This is a genomic window from Rhizobium rhizogenes NBRC 13257, from assembly GCF_000696095.1.
Lineage (GTDB): Bacteria > Pseudomonadota > Alphaproteobacteria > Rhizobiales > Rhizobiaceae > Rhizobium > Rhizobium rhizogenes.
On sequence record NZ_BAYX01000008.1, the window covers coordinates 240,181 to 256,772 of the forward strand.

19 protein-coding genes and 1 pseudogene are annotated in these 16,592 nt (G+C 61.9%); 10 read left to right on the forward strand and 10 right to left on the reverse strand.

From position 1 onward, the window contains the following. Window positions 1–11 precede the first annotated feature (11 nt). On the reverse strand, window positions 12–704 hold the full coding sequence (locus RRH01S_RS19830; protein WP_007702845.1) for a glutathione S-transferase family protein: 693 nt from the start codon (window positions 702–704) through the stop codon (window positions 12–14). Between the two features lie 152 nt (window positions 705–856). Between RRH01S_RS19830 and RRH01S_RS19835 the strand changes: the two genes are divergently transcribed. After that, complete coding sequence (locus tag RRH01S_RS19835) at window positions 857–1,657, forward strand: undecaprenyl-diphosphate phosphatase (protein WP_007702843.1); 801 nt, start codon at window positions 857–859, stop codon at window positions 1,655–1,657. Between the two features lie 68 nt (window positions 1,658–1,725). Here the strand turns inward: RRH01S_RS19835 and RRH01S_RS34190 are convergent, their stop codons facing one another. From RRH01S_RS34190 to dnaN, 7 genes are all read right to left on the reverse strand, one after another. Beyond that, window positions 1,726–1,926, reverse strand: a complete 201-nt coding sequence (locus RRH01S_RS34190) for a hypothetical protein (RefSeq protein WP_131596044.1) — start codon at window positions 1,924–1,926, stop codon at window positions 1,726–1,728. Between the two features lie 247 nt (window positions 1,927–2,173). Continuing rightward, entirely contained in the window at window positions 2,174–3,154 is a 981-nt protein-coding gene (locus tag RRH01S_RS19845; RefSeq protein ID WP_007702838.1) for a complex I NDUFA9 subunit family protein, read from the reverse strand. A 110-nt stretch (window positions 3,155–3,264) separates the two neighbouring features. Beyond that, window positions 3,265–3,552 carry a DUF1330 domain-containing protein gene (locus RRH01S_RS19850; RefSeq protein ID WP_007702836.1) on the reverse strand — a complete coding sequence of 96 codons (288 nt, stop codon included), beginning with the start codon at window positions 3,550–3,552 and terminating at the stop codon, window positions 3,265–3,267. A gap of 23 nt (window positions 3,553–3,575) precedes the next feature. Next, window positions 3,576–4,268, reverse strand: coding sequence for an orotidine-5'-phosphate decarboxylase (gene pyrF / locus RRH01S_RS19855; protein WP_007702833.1), 693 nt, complete (start codon window positions 4,266–4,268; stop codon window positions 3,576–3,578). Window position 4,269: 1 nt separating this feature from the next. Beyond that, window positions 4,270–4,857: a histidine phosphatase family protein gene (locus RRH01S_RS19860; RefSeq protein WP_007702831.1), complete on the reverse strand. Its 588-nt coding sequence runs from the start codon at window positions 4,855–4,857 to the stop codon at window positions 4,270–4,272. 89 nt (window positions 4,858–4,946) lie between these two features. Continuing rightward, window positions 4,947–5,540: a phospholipid N-methyltransferase PmtA gene (pmtA, locus tag RRH01S_RS19865; protein ID WP_007702821.1), complete on the reverse strand. Its 594-nt coding sequence runs from the start codon at window positions 5,538–5,540 to the stop codon at window positions 4,947–4,949. 164 nt (window positions 5,541–5,704) lie between these two features. Continuing rightward, window positions 5,705–6,823 carry a DNA polymerase III subunit beta gene (gene dnaN / locus RRH01S_RS19870; protein ID WP_007702819.1) on the reverse strand — a complete coding sequence of 373 codons (1,119 nt, stop codon included), beginning with the start codon at window positions 6,821–6,823 and terminating at the stop codon, window positions 5,705–5,707. A gap of 262 nt (window positions 6,824–7,085) precedes the next feature. On the opposite strand from dnaN, the gene rsmI reads away from it, so the two are divergent. The 6 genes and pseudogenes from rsmI to RRH01S_RS19900 all read left to right on the forward strand — a co-directional run bounded on the left by rsmI (window position 7,086) and on the right by RRH01S_RS19900 (window position 12,808). Next, window positions 7,086–7,994: a 16S rRNA (cytidine(1402)-2'-O)-methyltransferase gene (gene rsmI / locus RRH01S_RS19875; RefSeq protein ID WP_007702816.1), complete on the forward strand. Its 909-nt coding sequence runs from the start codon at window positions 7,086–7,088 to the stop codon at window positions 7,992–7,994. Window positions 7,995–8,000: 6 nt separating this feature from the next. Next, window positions 8,001–8,372, forward strand: coding sequence for a YraN family protein (locus RRH01S_RS19880; RefSeq protein WP_007702813.1), 372 nt, complete (start codon window positions 8,001–8,003; stop codon window positions 8,370–8,372). Between the two features lie 104 nt (window positions 8,373–8,476). Then, window positions 8,477–9,472, forward strand: a complete 996-nt coding sequence (locus RRH01S_RS19885) for an endonuclease/exonuclease/phosphatase family protein (RefSeq protein WP_007702810.1) — start codon at window positions 8,477–8,479, stop codon at window positions 9,470–9,472. Between the two features lie 96 nt (window positions 9,473–9,568). Further along, window positions 9,569–10,072: a cupin domain-containing protein gene (locus tag RRH01S_RS19890; RefSeq protein ID WP_174013467.1), complete on the forward strand. Its 504-nt coding sequence runs from the start codon at window positions 9,569–9,571 to the stop codon at window positions 10,070–10,072. 72 nt (window positions 10,073–10,144) lie between these two features. Next, window positions 10,145–11,092 (forward strand): glutathione synthase, encoded by a 948-nt coding sequence (gene gshB, locus RRH01S_RS19895; RefSeq protein WP_042473873.1) that lies wholly within the window; start codon window positions 10,145–10,147, stop codon window positions 11,090–11,092. A 184-nt stretch (window positions 11,093–11,276) separates the two neighbouring features. Continuing rightward, window positions 11,277–12,808, forward strand: a pseudogene (locus tag RRH01S_RS19900) (YifB family Mg chelatase-like AAA ATPase). Window positions 12,809–12,877: 69 nt separating this feature from the next. On the opposite strand, the gene cysK reads toward RRH01S_RS19900, so the two are convergent. Further along, entirely contained in the window at window positions 12,878–13,846 is a 969-nt protein-coding gene (gene cysK / locus RRH01S_RS19905) for a cysteine synthase A (protein ID WP_007702797.1), read from the reverse strand. A gap of 136 nt (window positions 13,847–13,982) precedes the next feature. Beyond that, window positions 13,983–14,600 carry a LysE family translocator gene (locus RRH01S_RS19910; protein ID WP_007702794.1) on the reverse strand — a complete coding sequence of 206 codons (618 nt, stop codon included), beginning with the start codon at window positions 14,598–14,600 and terminating at the stop codon, window positions 13,983–13,985. A gap of 144 nt (window positions 14,601–14,744) precedes the next feature. Here RRH01S_RS19910 and RRH01S_RS19915 point away from each other — a divergent pair, with 144 nt between their 5' ends. The 3 genes from RRH01S_RS19915 to RRH01S_RS19925 are packed head-to-tail and all read left to right on the forward strand — an operon-like array spanning window position 14,745 to window position 16,584. Further along, complete coding sequence (locus RRH01S_RS19915) at window positions 14,745–15,302, forward strand: cysteine hydrolase family protein (protein WP_007702790.1); 558 nt, start codon at window positions 14,745–14,747, stop codon at window positions 15,300–15,302. Window positions 15,303–15,325: 23 nt separating this feature from the next. Next, complete coding sequence (locus RRH01S_RS19920; RefSeq protein WP_007702789.1) at window positions 15,326–15,958, forward strand: LysE family translocator; 633 nt, start codon at window positions 15,326–15,328, stop codon at window positions 15,956–15,958. Beyond that, the gene (locus RRH01S_RS19925; RefSeq protein ID WP_042473876.1) at window positions 15,958–16,584 is read left to right on the forward strand and encodes a hypothetical protein; all 627 of its coding nucleotides are present in this window, start codon (window positions 15,958–15,960) and stop codon (window positions 16,582–16,584) included. The genes RRH01S_RS19920 and RRH01S_RS19925 overlap by 1 nt, the downstream gene beginning before the upstream one ends. The last annotated feature ends 8 nt before the right edge of the window (window positions 16,585–16,592 follow it).

Sequence of the window (16,592 nt, forward strand, 5' to 3'; positions counted from 1 at the left end):
GTGAGCCCTCGTCAGAAATCCAGATCGGCGTAGTGCGATACCGGGGTGATGGCGCGCACCCGCTCCGCCAGGATCGGGCGGAAGGATGGGCGCGATTTCATCCGCTGATACCATTCCTTGACGACGGGCGATTCCGCCCAGTCGATCTCGCCGAGATAGTCGAGAACGGAAATCGAGGCCGCCGCCGCAAGATCCGCATAGCTCAGCCGGTCGCCGGCGAGCCATTGCCTGGAGCCTGCGAGCCAGGAGAGATACTTCATGTGCTGGCGGATATTGCCGCGCGCCATTCGCATCAGCTTGGAATCGGGTGCGCCGCCACCCTGATCGGCTGTCATCTGCAGCTTGTAGACCCGCTCGCGCACCAGCGGCCGCGTCACGTCCTGTTCCATCTTCTGCATGAACCATTCCGTCAGCCGGCGGATTTCCGCGCGCTGGAATGGGTCTTCGGCCAAAAGCCGACGGTCGCGCTTCAGCACGCCATGGGTCTCGTCGAGATATTCGGAAATCACGGTCGCGCCGCAGAGCGCCCGCATGCTGTCGTCAACATAGACCGGCAGGGTGCCGGCCGGGTTGAGCGCCAGGAAGTCGCGTCGCTTTTCCCACGTCTGTTCCTCGATCAGTTCCGTCTGATAGCCGTATTCGGTCAGAATCAGACGGACGAACCGTGACGGAGATGACATGGAGTGATGATACAGCGTCGGCATTGATACTCGGGCTTTTGTGATTGATGCTTAAAGGCGTTTCGGGTTCGTCATGATTGCGACCCTAGTCATGCGTCATCGGTTGAAGCTATAGGAGCTTGGCCTAGTTAACACAAGCGAATCGGGCCGCCCCGCCGTTTGACAAAGGACACAATATGGCTGAACAAATTATTATCGCGCTGGTTTTGGGCCTCGTGGAAGGCCTTACGGAGTTTATTCCCGTCTCCTCCACGGGTCATTTGATATTGATTGGACATTTTCTCGGCTTCAAATCCGCAGGCACTTTCGAAGTTCTGATCCAGCTCGGTGCGATTCTCGCCATCCTGCTCGTCTATTTCAACCGCCTCGTTCAAATCGCCAAGGCCTTGCCGGTCAGCGTCAAGGCGCGGCATTTCGTGCTGGCCGTCCTCTTCGGCTTTCTGCCGGCTGCAATCATCGGCGCGCTCGCCCATGATTTCATCAAGGGTGTGCTGTTCGAGACGCCTATCCTCATCTGTATCTCGCTGATTCTCGGCGGCATCGTCCTGCTCGTTATCGACAGGATCGAGTTCAAGCCGAAATATACCAGCGCCTACGATTTCTCGTGGCCGATGGCGATCAAGATCGGCTTCTTCCAGTGCCTAGCGATGATCCCGGGCACCTCGCGGTCCGGCTCCACCATCGTCGGCGCCCTGCTGCTCGGTGCGGACAAGCGTTCGGCGGCCGAGTTTTCCTTCTTCCTCGCCATGCCGACCATGGTTGGCGCTTTCACGCTGGATCTCTGGAAGAGCCGCAACGACCTCAGCTTCGCCGACGGCCAGCTGATCGTCATCGGTTTCGTCGCCGCCTTCATCACCGCGCTGTTCGTGGTGCGGGCCTTGCTCGACTTTGTCTCGCGCCGTGGCTACGCACCCTTCGCGTGGTGGCGTATCGGCGTCGGCATCCTCGGCCTGATCGGGCTTTACACCGTCGGCTGAGTGACGCGACACATATCAAAAGCTGAAGACAATTAAGGCCGGTGAAAACCGGCCTTTTTCATGCTCGATCAGTTCGAGGATGAAGCGTCGATGGAGCCCGTCGTGCAGGGATCGACGCCGTAGGTCGGCGTGCATTCACCCTTGACCGAAGCGATGCTGCCACGGGCCATGAACGAGCCCGCGAGGATCACCAGTGCCGCGCACGCAAACAAAAGCGCGATAGACTTGCCCATCGAAAAATGCCTTTCCGCAGAAGTAGAGCGCGCCACGAATTGACTCCTTGGGTGAGCCTTTGGACGCGCGGTTGTGTTAGTCAGTGACGTGACCAATAGCAATAAATCTTCATGTTAAATTTGACGTTAATGCTAGTATTTTCGGGGTGCGTCTTTTCGGCAACGCCAGGCTGTGAATCAAGTCGGCGAAGGGCGCCCTTTCAAGGCAAAAGTGTGACCGCAGAAACGAAAACGCCGCCTGGCGAAACCAGACGGCGCTTGAATGTCTTGAGCGGTCGAGGTGTCAGGCAGCCTTGCCGGAACCGGTGAACTGGCCCTGCGGACGGTAGCGCACCAGATAAGACGGCAGCACGGAGATGAGGAGCGTCGGCAGCAGGCCGATGCCCTTCAGCGTCCGTCCCTCGGCTTCGGCTTCCTTGGAGACGACATTGTCGCTCTTCAGCAGCGTGACCTGGTCGGAGGTGATCGGCGGCGTGATCAGCGGCACCAGCGAAGCGACCGAGCCGATCAGCGAGGCCAACCCGAAGGGGATGGAGACCAGCGGCTTCTTGCGATTGATGACGGCAAGCGTGGTCTCGAGACATTCGCGGAAGGACAGCACTTCCGGGCCGCCGAGTTCATAGATCGTGCCGGCCTTCAGCTTGCCGTCGACGCCGCGCGCGACGGCCTCGGCGACATCCTCGACGTAAACCGGCTGAAACTTCGTCTTGCCGCCGCCGATCAGCGGCAGGAAGGGCGCCGAGCGCGACATGTCGGCGAACTTGTTGAAGAAACCGTCTTCCGGACCGAAGACGATCGACGGCCGCAGGATGACGGCATCCGGCTTGATCGAGAAAATGGCGGCTTCGGCACGGCCCTTGGTGCGGGCATAGGCCGAGGGCGAATTGGCGTTGGCGCCGAGAGCGGAGACATGGGTCAGCGAAGCGCCGACGCCGCGTGCGGCTTCCGCAATGGCCTTGGCTCCGAATTCCTGCACGGCGTCGAACGTGTTGCGGCCGCTTTCAGCGAGAATCCCGACGCAATTGACGACATGCTGCGCGCCTTCGACGGCGCGGTCGATGGAGTTGCGGTAGCGCAGGTTTGCCTGCACGATCGAAATCTGGCCGAGATTGCCCTGCGGCTGCAGGTAACCGGCGAGATCGGGGCGGCGTACAGCGACACGGATGCGGTAGCCGCGCTTGGCGAGCGCGCGCACGACATGCCGCCCGATGAAGCCTGATCCTCCGAACACGGTAACGAGCGGCGGAAGGTTGGACAGGGTCATGGCAGGCTCCTCGAAAGGCTTAGATGGGGCTGATCTGGTTTCGTCTTAGCCGATCCGAGGGCCGAGGTGAAGTGCCATCGCGCCGCATCGTCGAGCTGCTTTTGAATGCGTTAAGCGCCTTCGACGACAACCATTTCCGCGTCCGCCACTTCCTGGCGGATTTTGGCGGCGATCTGGTATTCAGGCGAGTTGTAGCAATCGACGGCATGTTGCAGCGACGGGAATTCGATGACGACGTTACGGCTGCGCGCCTGGCCTTCCAGCGGCGTGAAAGCGCCGCCGCGAGCCAGGAAATTCGCGCCGTATCGCTCGAAAGCCGGCTTGGCCGCGGCAACGTAATCCTTGTAGCGCTCGGTATCGTGAACATCCACGCGAGCGATCCAGTATCCCTTTGCCATGCCGGCCTCCCTTTATCACGAAATTAGAGTGCGGCATCCATTTCCGCGAGGATGGCGCGGGCGGCCTCTCTCGGGTCGGCCGCCTTGACGATCGGCCGTGCCACCACGAGATGGCTCGATCCGGCCCTGATGCCCTCGGCCGGCGTCATCACGCGCTTCTGGTCGCCCTTGTCGCTGCCCGCCGGGCGGATGCCGGGGGTGACCAGCGCCATGTCGGGGCCGATGATCTTGCGCACGGCCGAAGCTTCCTCGGCCGAGCAGACAATGCCGCCCATGCCGGCAAGCAGCGCCTGTTCAGCGCGACGCAGCACCAGCGTATGCGGGTCGTATTCGTATCCGGCGGCGATCAGGTCTTCCTCATCCATCGAGGTCAGCACGGTGACGCCGAGCAGGCAAAGGTCGGAACCCTTGGCCGCGGCGACGGCCGCCTTCATCGCCTTCGGATAGGCATGCAGCGTCAGCATCGACATGCCCATCTTGACGATGTTCTCGACGCCGGAGGCGACGGTGTTGTCGATATCGAGCAGCTTCATGTCGAGAAAGATCTTCTTACCGTCCTTGGCAAGATCGCGGGCAAATTCCAGCCCGCCGGCAAAGGCGAGCTGATAGCCGATCTTATAATAGAGAATATCGTCGCCGAGGGCACTGACGACCTTTTCGGCCTCCTGAAGGTTTGGAACATCCAGTCCAACGATCAAGCGGTCGCGCGCGGTCATCTCAAGCCCATCCCTGCCAATTTTCCATAGGCGTCCAGTCGCATGAGATGACGCGCTTCGCAAGATCGAATGCGAAAAGATTGCCGCCGCCGGCCGGTTGATCGCCCTGTCGCGCGATCGGCTTGCCCTCGAGGTGGCATTTCAGCAGCGTGCCGACGCCGCCATGGCCGACAAAGGCGATGGGCGCGCGCGGGTCATGCCGCGACAGAACGGCTTCCACCTCGGAAACGATCCGCGTCTGCGCATCGATGGCGCGCTCCCAGCCTTTGAAGCTTTCGTGCGGATGGGCAAAGAACCAGTCGGCCGCCTTCTCGAATTCCGGAGGGGCGAGAAAGCCGGTGGCGCTGCGGTCGTTCTCATGCGTGGCTTCGATGATTTCCACCGCCGCGCCGCTCGCCGTTGCTAAAGCCTCGGCTGTCTCGATCGCTTTGCGCTCGGCGCTGGAAACGATCAGGCCGAGCTTGCCGGCCCAGTCCCGGGTCGCTGCCAGTTGAGCTCGCGCCGCGCCGATCTCGGAGAGCCCCCATTCCGGCACGGGAACAGTGGGGTCGATACGCACCTGCGGATGGGTGATGTAGAGAGCGAACATCGGCGATGGGATCCTGTTCTGCGGAAGGAGCTTCGGAGCCGAAATATGTCCTATCGAAAGGCAATGGCAAGATGGCTTTTCGCAGCCATTCAGCCGCGTCGATAGATCCAGAGCTGCGCCGGCGGGATGTTGCGGACGATGAAGTCGAAATGCTGGATGTGGTAGCGATCCGGCCGGGCGATGATCGGCGAAACCGGACCGTAGGAAATCTGCACCACGGGACGGCCGGGCGGCATGCGGTCCAGCAGGCTTTCGAGCAGGGTGACGCGCGCCTTCATCGGGAAGTTCAGCAGCGGAATGCCGGAGATGACGGAATCGAAGGTCTGGCCGCGCAGCACGCCGAGTGTCGTGTCGAGATCGAAGGCGTCGCCATTGATGAAGTTGACGCCCGCATAACGGCGGACGAGGTGATTGTAGAAGTCGGTGGAATATTCGATGGCGACAAGGTTCTGCGGCTCGACGCCGCGCGCCAGGATGGCCTTGGTGATCGCGCCGGTTCCGGGACCAAGTTCCAGCACCGGCAGGCCGGATTGCAGGTTGATGACGCTCGCCATCTTGCGGGCGGTGATCGAGGATGTCGGAACGATCGAACCGACTGTTTTCGGCCCCTGCATCATGCCTTTGAAGAAACGGATTTCCTCATCGAATTTCTTGCCCAGCCGTTCCTTGAGACGCAGCGCCATGCTCTCCCCCCACCCGTTCTTACAGTTACGACTTACATATCGCGCATGTCTAATCTTGCAATGCTGTGACGCAATAACAAAAGAAAATGTCGCAATCAACGCGCGTTAAAATAAAAGCGTCCTTCCCGTGTCCATAAGAACGCGGGAAGGACGCTTTGGTTTCGCTAGACGCGCATCGGCATCAAAACGTAGAGGGCGTCGTCGCCGGCCGTGTCGCGGATCAGCGTCGGCGAGCCGGCATCGGCAAGCAGGAAGATCGCGGCGTCGCCGGACAGTTGCGCGGTGATGTCGAGCAGGTATTTGGCGTTGAAGCCGATTTCCATCGCATCCGTGTCATAGCCGACGGCGACTTCTTCCGTCGCACTGCCGGAGTCCGGATTATTGACCGTCAGCAGCAGCTGACCGTCCGACAGCGCCAGCTTCACGGCGCGGCCGCGCTCAGACGAGATGGTCGAGACGCGGTCGACGGCCTGGGCAAAGCTCTGGCAATCGACCCGCATTTCCTTGTCGTTATTCGTTGGGATGACGCGCTGATAATCGGGGAAGGTGCCGTCGATCAGCTTCGAGGTCATCACGATCGAACCGATCGTCGTGCGGATCTTGGCGTCAGACACTTCGACGGTGACGATGACATCGGGGCTATCGACCAGCTTCTGCAACTCGCCGACCGTCTTGCGCGGGATGATGATGCCCGGCATGCCTTCCGAACCGGAGGGCGCGCTGACATCGGCGCGCGCGAGGCGGTGACCGTCGGTGGCGACTGCTCTCAGCTTCAGGTCGCCTTCGCTTTCGATCGTGTGGAAAAAGATGCCGTTCAGATAATAGCGCGTCTCTTCGGTGGAGATTGCGAACTGCGTCCGGTCGATCAGCATCTTCAGGTCCGCTGCCTTCAGCTTGAAGGAATGGCTGAAGCTGCCGGCGGTCAGATCCGGAAAATCAGATTCCGGCAGGCATTGCAGCGAGAATTTCGAGCGCCCCGAGGCGACGGTCATCGAGCCGCCGTCGGGATTGGTGGCAAGAAGCACTTCCGAACCGTCAGGCAGCTTGCGCACGATGTCGTAGAGAAGATGTGCCGGAACGGTGGTGGCGCCGGCCTGCTCGACATTGGCGGGAGTTGCCTCGGTGATTTCCAGATCGAGGTCGGTCGCCTTCATGTCGAGGTTGGCGCCCTCGGCCTTCAGCAACACGTTGGACAGGATCGGGATCGTATTGCGACGCTCGACCACGCGATGGACGTGGTTCAGCGACTTCAGGAGGTTCGACCGCTCAATTGTAATACGCATGGATGCTACCGCTTTCGACCGTGACTGCCCGGGCGGTCCGACGCGCCCGAAGGATATGGTTCCGAGCGGCCCCGAAGGGAGCGCCCCGAAGATTGGACGGGCAAAATGACAGAACTCAGCATGCGAATGCAAGAGGCATCGGGATATGCTGCATGTCATTTCAGTAAATGATGGGCAAAGCTCACAGGATTTGCTGTGCACTTGCCGTCAGACGACGCCTCGCCCATAAAGGCGATGAATCCAAGGTGAATTCAGGACAGGCATGAACGAAGACCATTCCAGCGGCGGAGCGCGCAGCTTCCGCTTGCATAACCACACGGTTCCCGCCCGTCCCCTCGAGCCGGCGCTCTATCTTGTCGCGACGCCGATTGGCAATCTCGGCGATATCACCCTCAGGGCATTGGAAACCCTGGCGGGCGCCGATGTGCTCGCCTGCGAGGACACGCGCGTCACCCGCGTCCTGCTCGATCGCTACGGCATCCAGAACAGGCCCTATGCCTATCATGAGTACAATGCCGACGAGGTCGGGCCGCGACTGCTGCAGGCGCTGGAAGCCGGCCGCTCGGTGGCGCTGGTCTCCGATGCCGGCACGCCGCTGGTCTCCGATCCCGGTTACCGGCTGGCGCAACAGGCGATCGAGGCCGGATACCGCGTGGTGCCCATTCCCGGCGCTTCGGCGCCGCTGGCCGCCCTCGTTGGCTCCGGCCTGCCCAATGACGCCTTCCTCTTTGCCGGCTTCCTGCCGACCAAGGACAAGGGCAAGCGCGACCGGCTGGCGGAACTTGCCACCGTCCCCGCAACGCTGATCTTCTTTGAATCGCCGCACAGGATCGCCGCGACGCTGGCCGCCGCCGCCGATGTGCTGGGCGCGGAGCGCCCGGCTGCCGTCGGCCGCGAGCTGACCAAGACCTTCGAGGAATTCCGTCGTGGCACGCTCGCCGAACTCGCCGCTTTTTATGAGACGGTCGACAACGTCAAGGGCGAGATTGTCTGGCTGGCCGGCCCGCCACAGGAAGTCATTACGCCGGAGGCCGATATCGAGGCCATGCTCCGCGATCTCTCCAAGACCATGCCGACCGCAAAGGCTGCGGCGGAAGCCGCGCGCCTGACCGGCCTGCCGCGCAAGGATCTCTATCAGCGTCTGCTCGACATGAAGGCACAGCACGAGTGAAACGATATGAGCGGTGAGACGGGCGGAAAGTTGAAGCGCCAGAAAGCCTGGCGGCGCGGCCATGTCTCAGAATATCTCGCCGCCGCTTTTCTGCTGTTCAAAGGCTACCGCATCCTCGCCATCCGACATCGCACCAAGCTCGGCGAAATCGATATCATCGCCCGCAAGGGTGATCTCGCCGTCTTCGTCGAGGTCAAGGCTCGGCGCGGCGAGCAGGAGGCGGTCGATGCCGTTTCCTTTTCCGCGCAGAAACGCATCCGTGCCGCGAGCGACCTCTGGCTTGCCCGCCAGCCGGACTATGCCCTGCTATCGCAACGCTACGATATCGTCGCCATCCTGCCCGGCCGCTGGCCCCGGCATTTTCAGGATGCCTTTTAACTCGGCCATCATGGCAACGTCATAAACCGCGCCTATTGCCGGGACGACCGCGCTCGTGCCGCTCCAAGGCATAGGCGTCTTATCTCATCTCGACAGGCCTCATCATGATCCGCAGCACCGTTTCCGCCTTCGCCGTTCCTTCACAGGAGGAGCGCCAAAGCTTCATTTCGCTGGAAAAGACCCCCCCCATCCACGCCGCGACACTGGCGTCACTCGCCTGCATGAACACGGTGCGCGTCGGCGGTACGGCCGGCCAGGGGCGGCCGCTTGCTTTCCCCTTCACCGTGGCGGCCTGGAATCTGGAGCGTTGCCTTTTCCCGATCGAATCGGCTGCCAAGTTGAAGGCGACCGACGCGCCTTTGGTGCTGCTCTCGGAGATGGATGAAGGCATGGCGCGCACCGGGCAGGGCGACCCCACGGCTACCATCGCCGGCGAACTGGGCATGAACTACGCCTGTGGCGTCGAATTCCTCGAACTCAGTCTCGGCTCCGAGATCGAGCGTTCCTTCTGCAAGGACAATTTCAACGAGAAGGGCTTTCATGGCAACGCGCTGATGGCCTCGACCGCGCTGAAAGACGTCTTCCTGTTCCGCCTGCCGGGCGAGGCCGTCTGGTTCAAGGATAGCAACGAGCAGCCGCGCGTCGGCGAGCGCTGCGCCATTGGCGCTGTCGTCGAAACCGAAGCAGGTCCCTTCGTCGCCGTCTCCGTGCATCTCGAAAGTGTTGCTACCGTCGCCTATCGCGAGCGCCAGATGGCGGCGCTGATCACCGCCGTCGAGGCCTATGCCCCCGGCCTGCCGATCCTGATCGGCGGCGATCTCAACACCGGCAATCATACTGGCGGCGATTTCAGGACGGATACTCTTTTCGCAATGGCGGAGGGTCGTGGCTTCGAATGCCATGGCGGGCCGCTCGATCAGACGAGCACGCGCCCGAGCCTCATCACCCGCTTTCCCGACCGCACCATGAAGCTCGACTGGTTCCTGAGCCGTGGCCTGAAGATCGGCGAGAGCTATCTGGTTTCATCACTCGACGCTGACGGCAAGCCGCTCTCTGATCATGACATGATCGTCTGCACCATCGAGGGTTTCGCGGCCTGATTGCTGCAAACCGATAAAATGCCAGCTTTTTCCTGAACCGTGCCGTTACCCTTCTCTGTCATGAAGGCTGAGACGCGCATGGAATTGGGGGATTGCATGGTCTTGAGATTGATGTTGGCGAGCATGGCGGCTTTTGCCGCCCGTGCCGTGCCGGTCGTGACTGCATTGCCGCAGTCGAAAAACTTCGTGGCAGGTGCTGCCGGCGAGATGGAGATGAAGCCGTCGCCGATCGAGCCGTCCTGGGTCGTGGCTGGCGCGCCGGTTGCTCGCCTTGCCGAGCATTCGCGCGGGCAGGACGATGCCGCGCTGACGGCATTGTGGGATTGCACGGCGGGCGAGTTTCACTGGCATTTCGGCTGGGATGAAACCGTGATGATCCTCGAGGGCGAGGTGCATATCACCACCGAGGACGGCGTTGAGCGCCTGCTCGGCGCCGGCGATGTCGCCTATTTTGCCGGAGGCACATGGGCGACATGGCGCATCGACCGCTATGTGCGCAAGGTCGCCTTCTGCCGCAAGCCTTTCCCGAAGCCGCTGACCATGGCCTATCGCCTGCGCAACTTCGTGCGGCAGGGCGGTGCGCAGGGTATCGCCGCCTGATGCCGTCAATAGCCGTTGCGTTTGAACGCCGGCCGACCTAAATCTGTCGGCGAATTCGAGCGAGGGCAAATCATGGCGAAGATCAAGAATGTTGCGGTCCAGATGGACCATGTGCAGGGCATCAACATCGCGGGCGACTCGACGTTCGCCATGAGCCTGGAGGCCCAGAACCGCGGCTACAAGCTCTTCCACTATACGCCCGAGCGTCTCAGCATGCGCGACGGCACGATCTATGCCTCGGTCGAGCCGATGATCCTGCGCGACGTCAAGGGCGACCATTTCGAACTCGGTGAACCCGAGCGCGTCGATCTGTCGACCATGGATGTCGTGCTGCTGCGCCAGGATCCGCCCTTCGACATGGCCTATATCACCTCGACGCATCTGCTCGAGCGCATTCATCCGAAGACGCTCGTCATCAACGATCCGGCCTGGGTGCGCAATTCGCCGGAAAAGATCTTCGTCACCGAATTCGCCGACCTGATGCCGAAGACGCTGATCACCCGCGATGCCGGCGAAATCCGCCGCTTTCGCGAAGAGATGGGCGATATCATCTTGAAGCCGCTTTACGGCAATGGCGGCGCCGGCGTCTTCCACTCCACCCGCGACGACCGCAACCTGTCTTCACTGCTGGAAATGTTCGGCCAGCTCTTCCGCGAGCCCTTCATTGCCCAGCAATACCTGCCGGATGTCCGCAAGGGCGACAAGCGCATCATTCTGGTCGACGGCGAGCCGGTCGGCGCCATCAATCGCGTGCCGGCCGAGCATGACAGCCGCTCCAACATGCATGTTGGCGGCCGCGCCGAGGCGACGGAGCTGACGGCGCGCGAACAGGAAATCTGCGCCCGCATCGGCCCATCGCTGAAGGCACGCGGCTTCCTCCTCGTCGGCATCGATGTCATCGGCGACTATATGACGGAGATCAACGTCACGTCGCCGACCGGCATCCGCGAGGTCAAGCGCTTCGGTGGTGCCGATATCGCCAGCCTGCTCTGGGATGCGATCGAGGCCAAGCGCGCCTGATTTCGGCGCTCTCGTCTTATTTTGTTCTTATATTACAACTTTCTGTCGTAACATCTCGTGCGGCAGTAGATTTGTTCGTTTATTGTTCTTATTTTATTCCTTTTTCCGTGCAAGATTGCAACCTGCAATCTACTAAAGGGATGGGGTTGCTAGCGTAAAAAGCTTGCGGCACAGGGGATAGAGCATGGTGGCGCGTGTCAGCACGGTTGCGTTTCAGGGCATTGAAGGCGTTCTCGTCGAAGTGCAGGTGATGATCGCGCCCGGCAAGGTGCTGATGCATATCGTCGGCCTGCCCGACAAGGCCGTGGCCGAAAGCCGCGAGCGCGTGCAGGCCGCACTCCATGCTTCCGGTCTGGCGCTGTCGCCGAAGAAGGTGACGGTCAATCTCGCGCCCGCAGATCTGCCGAAAGAGGGTAGTCACTTCGATCTCCCGATTGCGCTCGGGCTGATGGCGGCACTCGGTGCTATCCCTGCGGATGCACTATCCGCCTATGCTGTCCTTGGCGAACTCAATCTTGACGGCACGATCGCGCCCGTCGCTGGCGCGCTGCCGGCCGCAATCGCCGCCAATGCCATGGGCAAGGGCCTGATCTGCCCGGCCGAAAGCGGCCCGAAGCCGCCTGGGCCGGCGCCGAGATCGATATTCTTGCGCCGCGCAGCCTGATCGCGCTCGCCAATCATTTTCGTGGCACCCAGGTCTTGTCTCGCCCGGAACCCGCCATTCGCGCTGCCGCCGCCAACTTCCCCGACCTTGCCGATATCAAGGGGCAGGAGAGCGCCAAGCGGGCGCTGGAGGTGGCAGCCGCCGGTGGGCATAATCTGCTTTTCGTCGGGCCGCCGGGTTCCGGCAAGTCGATGCTGGCTTCGCGCCTGCCGTCCATCCTGCCGCCGCTGTCGACGGCGGAACTGCTGGAAGTGTCGATGATCCATTCGGTCGCCGGTCAGCTGTCCGGCGGCAAGCTCTCCGATCGACGGCCCTATCGCACGCCGCATCATTCCGCCACCATGGCGGCGCTGGTCGGTGGTGGGCTGCGTGCCCGGCCAGCCGAGGCCTCGCTTGCCCATCACGGCGTTCTCTTTCTCGACGAACTTCCGGAGTTTTCACCGCAGGCACTGGACGCGCTGCGCCAGCCATTGGAAACAGGCGAATGCATCATCGCCCGCGCCAATCATCGTGTTTCTTACCCCGCCAGCATCCAGCTGATCGCGGCGATGAATCCCTGCCGCTGCGGCATGGCCGGAGAGCCGGGGCATAGCTGCGCCCGAGGCCCGCGCTGCGTCTCGGATTATCAGGGCCGGATTTCCGGGCCGCTGCTCGACCGCATCGATATCCGCATCGACGTGCCCGCCGTCTCCACCGCCGATCTCATCCGGCCGGCGACGGCGGAAAAGAGCGCCGATGTCGCGCTGCGCGTCGCTCGCGCCCGCGAGCGGCAGCGCGAACGGTTCGAGGCGGCCGGCCTGAAGGGCATCTCCACCAACGCCCGCTGCTCGACATCGATGATCGAAACCATTGCAGAACCAGACGCCGCTGGCCTGCAATTGCTGCGCGATGCGGCCGAGAAGATGAAGTTCTCCGCCCGAGGTTATCATCGTGTGTTGAAGGTGGCGCGCACGCTTGCCGATCTCGACGACAAGCAGGTGGTCGGGCGCATCCATCTCGCCGAGGCTATTTCCTACCGCATCGCCGGCGAACGGCTGACGGCGGCGGCGTGAGGGCAAGTAGCTGAAACAACAAAGGGCGCCGCAGCGCCCTTTGGTATTTAATGATTGTAGCAGACTTTATCAGCCGCCCAGCCCCTCGAACAGGACCGTCGAAAGATAACGTTCCGCGAAGGAGGGGATGATGACGACGATGGTCTTGCCTTCGTTTTCCGGCCGCTGGCCAACCTTGATCGCAGCCGTCAGAGCGGCGCCGGAGGAGATGCCGACCGGCACGCCTTCGAGCCTGGCGACGAGGCGGGCGAGCTGGAAAGCTTCGTCATTGGTGACGGTGACGACTTCGTCATAGACATGGGTGTCGAGGATCTTCGGGGCGAAGCCGGCGCCGATGCCCTGGATCTTGTGCGGGCCGGGATTGCCGCCGGACAGAACCGGTGAATCGGCCGGCTCGACGGCGATGACCTTGATGCCGGGATTGCGGGCCTTCAGCACCTGGCCGACGCCGGTGATCGTGCCGCCGGTGCCGATGCCGGAGACGAAGATGTCGACCTTGCCGTCTGTGTCGTTCCAGATTTCCTCGGCCGTCGTCTTGCGATGGATTTCGGGGTTGGCCGGGTTTTCGAACTGCTGCGGGATGACAGCGTCGGGCAGCGTCGAGGCCAGTTCCTCGGCCTTGGCGATGGCGCCTTTCATGCCCTTCGCCCCTTCAGTCAGCACCAGTTCGGCGCCGAGCAGCGCCAGCATTTTGCGGCGCTCGATCGACATGGTTTCCGGCATGGTGAGGATCAGCTTGTAGCCCTTGGCGGCGGCGGCAAAGGCGAGTGCGATGCCGGTATTGCCCGAGGTCGGCTCGATCAGCACGCTGCGGCCGGGGGTGATCTTGCCCTGGGCTTCCAGGCTCTCGATCATGGCGACGCCGATTCGATCCTTGACGGAGGCGATGGGGTTGAAGAATTCGAGCTTTGCCAAGAGGTTGGCCTTGACGCCCTTCTCCTTGGCCAGCTTGTCGAGACGCACGAGCGGCGTGTCGCCGATGGTCTCGGTGATCGAGGCATAGACGCGGCCGCGGCCTGGTTTGCGGGTGTCGGACATGGGTAGCTCTCCCTTTATTGGAATTGTGAAGGCACAATAGGATCAAACGGCGGCGGAAACCAGAGTGATCCCACTCTGGGCGCTGGTGGCGACTGGGAAAAGATTCTCCCAAGCGGCATTATTGAGGAAGGTTTTTTTAAGCTGCGCGAGTGGCGATGAAGGCTGCCGTGCCGGCCAGGACGCCCGCGGCGGCCCGGTTCAAAACCTGCAATGCTTTCGGATTTTTCAGGAAGCCGCGAGCCCGCGAAGCCAGCAGCATATAGGGGACGAATACGGCCAAGAGTACGACGAAGGTCACAGCCAGCAGCGCTGCATAGTCGTGAAGCCCGATGCTATCGATGTCGATCAGCGTCGGCACCAGCGCAACATAAAATAGCATGGTCTTCGGATTGCCGAGGGTCACCAGCAGGCCGGAAAGAAAGGACATGCCGGCGCTGGTCGATTTCTTCGCCGTGACATCGGTGGAGATCAGCCCGGTGGTCCAGAGCTTCCAGGCGATGTAGGCAAGATAAAGCGCGCCGGCGACCTTGATGACGACAAAGACTTCGGTAAAGGTCTGCGCCAGGAAGGCGAGGCCGAGAATAATCGCTGTCAGATAGATCATATCACCGAGAACCAGCCCGAGGCCCATGAAGAAGGTCTCGCGAAAGCCGGAGCCGAGGGCACGCGCGACGACCGCTATGACACCCGGGCCGGGGATGGCGGCCGCAATGAAAAGCGCGCCGCTATAGGTGAGCAAGGCAGCCAGCGTCATGGTGATCTCCCTCCAAAGACATGTGGTTGCTCTATCGCAGCATTCCTGCCTTTTCAAGCGGTTGTGCTGTCTGCGCGAATACACTACCAAAGGATTAACGGTCTGCCGAACCACGCCGTCGAAACCACGCTGCATAAGGCTCCCATGTCCTCCGCATTGCTCCTGATCGATCTCCAGAACGCCGTCCTGACCGGCCTTGGCACGCCAGCGCGCCAGCCGGCAATCGATGCCGCCCTTGAGACGGTCGTCTCCAAGCTTGCGGCTTTGAAGCGCGTGGCGCGTGCCGCCGGCATTCCGTCCTTCATCGTCCAGCATGACGGCCATGGAGCTCATCGCCTGGCCAAGCGCGGCGAGGGCTGGCAGCTGCGGCGGGAAATCGCTCCGGAGGCGGGCGATGTTGTGGTCCACAAGACGAGTTGCGATTCTTTTTTCGGGACCGACCTTGAGCAGCGCCTGCGTGCCAAGGGGATCACCCGCCTCATCATCGGCGGCTGCATGACCCAATTCTGCGTCGACACCACGGCCCGGCGTGCGGTCTCGCTCGGCTTCGACGTAACGCTGATCAGCGACGGCCATACGACCGCCGATATGGGCAAGCTGTCGTTCGAGGCGATTGTCTCTCATCACAATATGCTGCTTGACGGCTTTGATGCCGGGCCGCATGAAATCAAGCTCGTCCCGACAGCTCAAATCGCCTTCTGACATCCCCTCATCCGGAGACCCCGATGCCCCATCTGACCAGCATGATCGCCTTTGCCCTGATCGCTCTCGGCATGGTGCTGACGCCGGGACCGAACATGATCTATCTGGTGTCGCGATCGATCTCGCAGGGGCCGGCGGCCGGACTGATCTCGCTCGGCGGCGTCGCCGGCGGCTTCGTCTTCTACATGTTGTCCGCCGCGTTCGGCATCACCGCCTTCGTTTTTGCCGTGCCTTTTGCCTATGACGCGCTTCGTCTCGCGGGCGCCGTCTATCTCGCCTGGCTTGCCTGGAATGCGCTGAAGCCCGGCGGCCGCACGGCTTTCCAAGTGCGTGATCTGCCGAAAGACAGCAAGCGCCGGCTGTTCACCATGGGGCTGGTGACCAGTCTGCTGAATCCGAAAATTGCGATTCTCTATCTGTCGCTGCTGCCGCAATTCATCGACCCGGCTGCCGGCAGCGTTTTCACCCAATCCATCATTCTCGGTTTCACGCAGATCGTCATCAGCCTGACGTTCAACGCCATCTTCGCGCTGACGGCCGGCTCCATCGCAATGTTCTTCGCCCGGCGCCCGGCCTTCATGCTGGTGCAGCGCTGGCTGATGGGCACGGTGCTGGCGGGCCTTGCCGTACGCATGGCGGTCGAGGCGCAGCGGTAATGCGGATGGCTCCGCAGCAATTTGTCGTGGGGCTGCTCTGCCTCGCCTCCTTCTGTGGTTCCGCGTCGATGGCTATGGCGGCAGATGGGGCGACGCAGACGATTGTCTTCCTGCGCCACGGCGAGAAGCCGGAGGCCGGCCTCGGTCAGCTAAGCTGCCAAGGGCTCAATCGCGCACTGGCGCTGCCGCCGGTGCTCACCCGCCTCTTCGGCAAGCCGGCGGCGATCTTCGCCCCCGATCCGTCGAAGCAAAAGGAAGATTCCGGCACTTCCTATGATTATGTCCGGCCGCTTGCGACCATCGAGCCGACCGCCATCGCTCTTGGCCTGCCGGTCGACAGCAGCTTCGGTTATGATGACGTCGACGGCCTAAAAGCGGCGTTGGAAAAGCCGGATTATCGCGGAAAGCTGGTCTTCGTCGCCTGGGAGCATAAGCAGATCGTCGATCTCGCCCGCCGGTTGATGACCGACAATGGTGGTGATGCCAAAGCGGTGCCGAAATGGCATGGCAAGGATTTCGATGGACTCTATGTCGTGCGCATCACGCGCAATGGCTCATCGGCAAATATCGCCTTCGAGCGGCTGACCGAAGGCCTCGACGGCCAATCGGAAAGCTGCCCTAACTAGAGAAATTC

Excerpts from the sequence above, each read along its gene's own strand:
- RRH01S_RS19860 (WP_007702831.1), bottom strand. The coding sequence starts at position 4,857 with ATGTTCGCTCTCTACATCACCCATCCGCAGGTGCGTATCGACCCCACT.
- RRH01S_RS19830 (WP_007702845.1), bottom strand. The coding sequence starts at position 704 with ATGCCGACGCTGTATCATCACTCCATGTCATCTCCGTCACGGTTCGTC.
- gshB (WP_042473873.1), top strand. The coding sequence starts at position 10,145 with ATGGCGAAGATCAAGAATGTTGCGGTCCAGATGGACCATGTGCAGGGC.
- RRH01S_RS19850 (WP_007702836.1), bottom strand. The coding sequence starts at position 3,552 with ATGGCAAAGGGATACTGGATCGCTCGCGTGGATGTTCACGATACCGAG.
- RRH01S_RS19880 (WP_007702813.1), top strand. The coding sequence starts at position 8,001 with ATGAGCGGTGAGACGGGCGGAAAGTTGAAGCGCCAGAAAGCCTGGCGG.
- RRH01S_RS19910 (WP_007702794.1), bottom strand. The coding sequence starts at position 14,600 with ATGACGCTGGCTGCCTTGCTCACCTATAGCGGCGCGCTTTTCATTGCG.
- RRH01S_RS19885 (WP_007702810.1), top strand. The coding sequence starts at position 8,477 with ATGATCCGCAGCACCGTTTCCGCCTTCGCCGTTCCTTCACAGGAGGAG.
- cysK (WP_007702797.1), bottom strand. The coding sequence starts at position 13,846 with ATGTCCGACACCCGCAAACCAGGCCGCGGCCGCGTCTATGCCTCGATC.
- RRH01S_RS19925 (WP_042473876.1), top strand. The coding sequence starts at position 15,958 with ATGCGGATGGCTCCGCAGCAATTTGTCGTGGGGCTGCTCTGCCTCGCC.
- RRH01S_RS19835 (WP_007702843.1), top strand. The coding sequence starts at position 857 with ATGGCTGAACAAATTATTATCGCGCTGGTTTTGGGCCTCGTGGAAGGC.
- dnaN (WP_007702819.1), bottom strand. The coding sequence starts at position 6,823 with ATGCGTATTACAATTGAGCGGTCGAACCTCCTGAAGTCGCTGAACCAC.
- rsmI (WP_007702816.1), top strand. The coding sequence starts at position 7,086 with ATGAACGAAGACCATTCCAGCGGCGGAGCGCGCAGCTTCCGCTTGCAT.
- RRH01S_RS19915 (WP_007702790.1), top strand. The coding sequence starts at position 14,745 with ATGTCCTCCGCATTGCTCCTGATCGATCTCCAGAACGCCGTCCTGACC.
- pyrF (WP_007702833.1), bottom strand. The coding sequence starts at position 4,268 with ATGACCGCGCGCGACCGCTTGATCGTTGGACTGGATGTTCCAAACCTT.
- RRH01S_RS19920 (WP_007702789.1), top strand. The coding sequence starts at position 15,326 with ATGCCCCATCTGACCAGCATGATCGCCTTTGCCCTGATCGCTCTCGGC.
- RRH01S_RS19845 (WP_007702838.1), bottom strand. The coding sequence starts at position 3,154 with ATGACCCTGTCCAACCTTCCGCCGCTCGTTACCGTGTTCGGAGGATCA.
- RRH01S_RS19890 (WP_174013467.1), top strand. The coding sequence starts at position 9,569 with ATGGTCTTGAGATTGATGTTGGCGAGCATGGCGGCTTTTGCCGCCCGT.
- pmtA (WP_007702821.1), bottom strand. The coding sequence starts at position 5,540 with ATGGCGCTGCGTCTCAAGGAACGGCTGGGCAAGAAATTCGATGAGGAA.